The 4,589-nt window shown below is 51.4% G+C and carries 6 protein-coding genes and 1 pseudogene; 4 read left to right on the forward strand and 3 right to left on the reverse strand.

Translation table 11 applies throughout. The features are described 5' to 3' along the window. The 4 genes and pseudogenes from ACWB12_RS11535 to ACWB12_RS11550 form a co-directional block, all read left to right on the forward strand. Nucleotides 1-285: pseudogene (locus ACWB12_RS11535) on the forward strand (ATPase); the annotation flags it as partial. A 9-nt stretch (nt 286-294) separates the two neighbouring features. Further along, nucleotides 295-1,233: a homoserine O-succinyltransferase gene (locus ACWB12_RS11540; protein ID WP_479530234.1), complete on the forward strand. Its 939-nt coding sequence runs from the start codon at nt 295-297 to the stop codon at nt 1,231-1,233. 16 nt (nt 1,234-1,249) lie between these two features. Continuing rightward, nucleotides 1,250-2,119, forward strand: a complete 870-nt coding sequence (gene ppk2 / locus ACWB12_RS11545; RefSeq protein WP_479530235.1) for a polyphosphate kinase 2 — start codon at nt 1,250-1,252, stop codon at nt 2,117-2,119. A 1-nt stretch (nt 2,120) separates the two neighbouring features. Beyond that, a complete protein-coding gene (locus tag ACWB12_RS11550) occupies nt 2,121-2,735 on the forward strand; it encodes a TetR/AcrR family transcriptional regulator (protein ID WP_479530236.1) in 615 nt (204 codons plus the stop codon). Between the two features lie 5 nt (nt 2,736-2,740). Here ACWB12_RS11550 and ACWB12_RS11555 read toward each other — a convergent pair whose 3' ends face one another. The 3 genes from ACWB12_RS11555 to rplM form a co-directional block, all read right to left on the reverse strand. Then, nucleotides 2,741-3,607 carry a hypothetical protein gene (locus ACWB12_RS11555; protein ID WP_479530237.1) on the reverse strand — a complete coding sequence of 289 codons (867 nt, stop codon included), beginning with the start codon at nt 3,605-3,607 and terminating at the stop codon, nt 2,741-2,743. A 64-nt stretch (nt 3,608-3,671) separates the two neighbouring features. Further along, a complete protein-coding gene (rpsI, locus tag ACWB12_RS11560; protein WP_479530238.1) occupies nt 3,672-4,193 on the reverse strand; it encodes a 30S ribosomal protein S9 in 522 nt (173 codons plus the stop codon). Continuing rightward, nucleotides 4,190-4,589: 50S ribosomal protein L13 (gene rplM, locus ACWB12_RS11565; RefSeq protein WP_479530239.1), on the reverse strand; the 400-nt coding region annotated here is incomplete at its 5' end. The genes rpsI and rplM, both read right to left, overlap by 4 nt.

Here is a 4,589-nt window from a genome sequence, read left to right on the forward strand (position 1 = left end):
GTCGAACGCTTTAACATGGCACCGAAACCGATGTATTACCCGCCCGATATCATGAACGATATGTGGACAAGATACCTTGAACAAAAGGGCTGCGCCGAAGCAGATGTCGACCCTGATGATTTCATCCGCTGGGGTTATGCCGAGGCCCTGTCACATCGCCAACCGCGCTATCAGGCTATGGCCGATAATTGGGGCGTGACCATTACCGCCGAAGATGTGGCGCAGGTTGTTACCCCTGATGATTTTGATGCCCTGATCGCCAGCGCGATTTCGGCTGCGAATTAGGACTGTGTGATGCCAATAAGAATTCCCTCCACCCTGCCCGCCTTTGATACGCTGACAAATGAAGGTGTGATGGTGATGACCCGCAAACATGCGGACAAACAGGATATTCGACCACAGAAAATTGGCCTGCTGAATTTGATGCCGCAGAAAATCCAGACCGAAACCCAATTTGCCCGCCTGATCGGCGCGACTCCGTTGCAGATTGAACTGACCCTGATCCGGATGTCGGAACATACCAGCAAAACCACATCCGCCTCGCATATGGGTGAATTTTACCAACCATTTCAGGATGTTAAGGGGAAAAAATTTGACGGGTTGATCATAACCGGTGCGCCGATTGAACACCTTCCATTTACAGACGTCACATATTGGGAGGAACTATGCGAGATTTTTGACTGGACCCAAACCAACGTGCATTCCACCTTTGGCGTCTGCTGGGGTGGTATGGCTATGATTAATTATTTTCACGGGGTGCAAAAGCACATGCTGGACGCCAAGGCGTTTGGCTGTTTTCGCCACCAGAACCTGCAACCCGCCTCGCCCTACCTTCGGGGGTTCTCCGATGACTGCGTGATACCGGTGAGCCGTTGGACAGAAATGAAGCGCGATGAAATCGATGCCCGCGACGGGCTGGTAACGTTGCTGGGCAGTGACGAGGTTGGCCCTTGTCTGGTTCAGGACGATGCCCACCGTGCGCTTTATATTTTCAACCACTTTGAATATGATACAGCCACGTTAAAAGGCGAATATGACCGCGATATCGCAGCGGGCACACCGATTAACATTCCGACAAATTACTACCCCGGGGATGATCCATCCAAGCCGCCGCAAAACCGCTGGCGCAGTCACGGGCATTTGCTCTACACCAACTGGATCAGCGAAATATATCTGACCACGCCGTTTGATCCGGCTAGGATAGGCCACAAATCAACCGATTTGCGCGGATAGCTATAAGGAGCCATTAATGACCTTGCCTTTTGACGGTGCCATTTCCGATTTCTATAAAAACAACGCACCCAAAGATGTGCGCGATATGATCAAGGACGGCGGCAAGAAAGATATTCTGTCCGACAGCTATCCATACAAAAAGCGTATGGATTCGGATGAATACGAGGTAACGATGGCTGCCCTGCAGATTGAGCTGGTCAAATGCCAGTCGTGGGTTAAGGAAACAAACGCCCGTGTCGCCGTGGTGTTCGAGGGGCGTGACGCTGCCGGAAAAGGTGGTGCAATCAAACGGATACGCGAGAACCTTAACCCACGTATCGCTAATGTTGTGGCCCTGTCCAAACCCTCGGACCGCGAAGCGACGCAATGGTATTTCCAGCGCTACATCTCGCATTTGCCTGCGGGTGGTGAAATCACCCTGTTTGATCGGTCGTGGTATAACCGCGCTGTGGTGGAACATGTGTTTGAATTCTGCACGCCCGAACAACGCGTTAGTTTTTTCTGGCAACTGCCGGAGTTTGAGGAAATGCTGGTGGATGAGGGCATCCATTTCGTCAAAATCTGGCTGAATGTGGGCCGTGCTGAACAGCTACGCCGGTTTTTATCGCGTGAAAAAGACCCGCTAAAGCAATGGAAACTCAGCTGGATTGACGTTGAAGGGTTGAAGCGTTGGGATGCCTATTCGGACGCGATTGAAGAGACATTCAAGCGCAGCCACAATGACAACGCGCCTTGGACTGTGGTGCGTTCCGATGACAAACGCCGCGCCCGTATTGCCACAATCCTCGCTGTGCTAAACGGGATAGATTACGATGGTAAAGACACCAAAATAGCCTGCACCCCTGATGACAAAATCTGTGGTGGGCCGGAAATGTGGGTAGAATAAAGTGAGCAAACGCGGCTATCACCACGGCAATTTACGCGCCGCACTGGTTGATGCGGCGGTGAAACTGATCGAGGAAAAGGGGCCGAACGGCTTTACCTTATCGGAGGCCGCGAAGCAGGCGGGCGTCACCCCCGCCGCCGTCTACCGCCATTTTGAGGGGCGCGAGGATTTGATCGCGGGCGCGGCCCTTGAAGGGTATCGGATTTTCGGCGACTTGATGGAATACGCCACCACAAAAAACCGCGGCGGGCTGCAAGCATTCGAGAGCACGGGACGGGCCTATCTTGCCTTTGCCCGCAAATACCCGGGCCATTACGTGGCGATGTTTGAAAGCGGCATCTCGATCAACCGCAATTCGGACTTGGCACAGGCCGCCAACCACGCCCTTGGTCAATTGGATCAGGCCGCAGCGCAGCTGACCAGCCATATGCCCGCCGACAGACGCCCGCCCGCATCAATGGTGGCCGCGCACATCTGGGCGATGAGCCACGGGGTGGTCGAATTGTTTGCGCGTGGATCACCCGGCACCCAGTCACCATTTCCAGCCGAAGACCTGCTGGAAAGCGGCATCGGGATTTATCTGCGCGGTCTGGGGTTGATAGCGCCGGACGAATAAATCACCTAATCGACGGGCTGTAAGTCACCGTTGATAAAATGCTGGAACTGGGGCATTTTGTTATAGGTGGCATCCATTTCAAGGATGTCGACATTTTCTATAGTATCCCAATTCAGAACATATTTTTTATATGGGTAGACCTTGTCAAATATACCCTGCATCAAATCGCGCCACAGTTGATAACGGCGTGTTCGTTTCAAGGCCCCTGTTGCAGGATTTATTGTTGGGGTGCCAAACATCCACTTTAGTTTCATACTGATGGCAACGGCCGTTTGGGAAAATGAACGGTTTGACGATTTTTTCGACATAGATGATTGAGCAGCGTGTAACGTTTGATCGGGCAAATCAAAAGCAGTCTGCAAAAACCTCAAATCAGTTATCGTTTCAAACTTCTGGACAATCACTTCATCGAATGTTTTAGCGTATATTCTCACCAGTCTTTCTTGGTCAAACTTTTGGGCGTCAAATACGTTATAGCCAAGTTCGGCAACATTACTGTCAACGGACGTGAAATAAGCGTTTGGCTCTATCAATATTCCGGCATGATGGCTTACTTGCTGGAATACAGATCTCATATATCCGCTTGGTCGCCGCAGGATAAGCAAGATGGTTGTGTTTGATCCAAAAGCCAACAGATTTTTTTGAAGGCATTCATCCCAATTCTTGGGGTCCGGACCGACCAGCACTTCAGCGCTTATGAAAAATTCACCTGCCAAAACAGGCTCACCTTGAGCACTCTTCTTTAATAGCTTGGAAAGCGATTTGGGTTCTATGTATTCAATCGATTGGGATTGAACTATCTCGGGATACACATGCTTTTGAAGCGTTGTTGACGCGGCTTTACCTAACCCGATATGAACAATTCTTCTCATATCACTCCCCAAAATGCTATTCTGGAAAAAGGGCCGCCGTTTCAGGCAGCCCTTAGGAAATAATTTAACGTTTCGAGAACTGGAAGCTACGACGCGCTTTGCGCTTGCCATATTTCTTACGTTCCACAACACGGCTGTCACGGGTCAGGAAGCCAGCGGCTTTCAGTGCGCCACGCAGTGATGGCTCATAGAGTTGCAGCGCTTTGGAAATACCGTGCTTCACAGCACCAGCCTGACCAGACAAACCGCCGCCTTTGACGGTGGCGTTCACGTCAAATTCGCCTTCAACACCGGCAACGGTGAAAGGTTGTGCCAAAATCATTTGCAGCACAGGGCGAGCAAAATATTTGTTCATCTCGCGGCCATTGACCGTAACCTTGCCGGAACCTGGTTTAATCCAGACGCGGGCAACCGCATCTTTACGTTTACCAGTGGCATACGAGCGGCCCAGGTTATCACGAACAGGTTCGCGCAGAATGGCGGCTTCAACAGCCTCGGCCGCAGTGGTTTCAACCTCGGTTGTTTCGGCAGGTGTGCCTTCTACAACTTGGCTCAATTCATCGAGTGATTTGATTTCTTCAGTCATGACTGGCTCCGCGTGTTTTTGGCGTTCATCGCTTTTACGTCCAGAACTTCGGGGTTCTGTGCTTCATGCGGATGCTCAGCACCAACATAAACCCGCAGGTTTGTCATTATAACGCGGCTCAAGCGGTTGCCAGGTAACATGTTTTTAACGGCTTTGGTCACAACACGCTCGGGGAATTTACCCTCGAGGATTTGTTCGGCCGTGCGCTGTTTAATGCCGCCCGGATGGCCGGTGTGCCAGTAATAAATCTTGTCGGTGCGCTTTTTACCCGTCAGCTGGATTTTTTCAGCGTTGATCACGATCACATTGTCGCCCATATCCATGTGCGGAGTGAAAGTGGCTTTGTGCTTGCCGCGCAAGCGCATGGCGATAATGGAAGCAAGACGGCCCAGCACG

The sequence above is a fragment of the Profundibacter sp. genome (assembly GCF_056498605.1).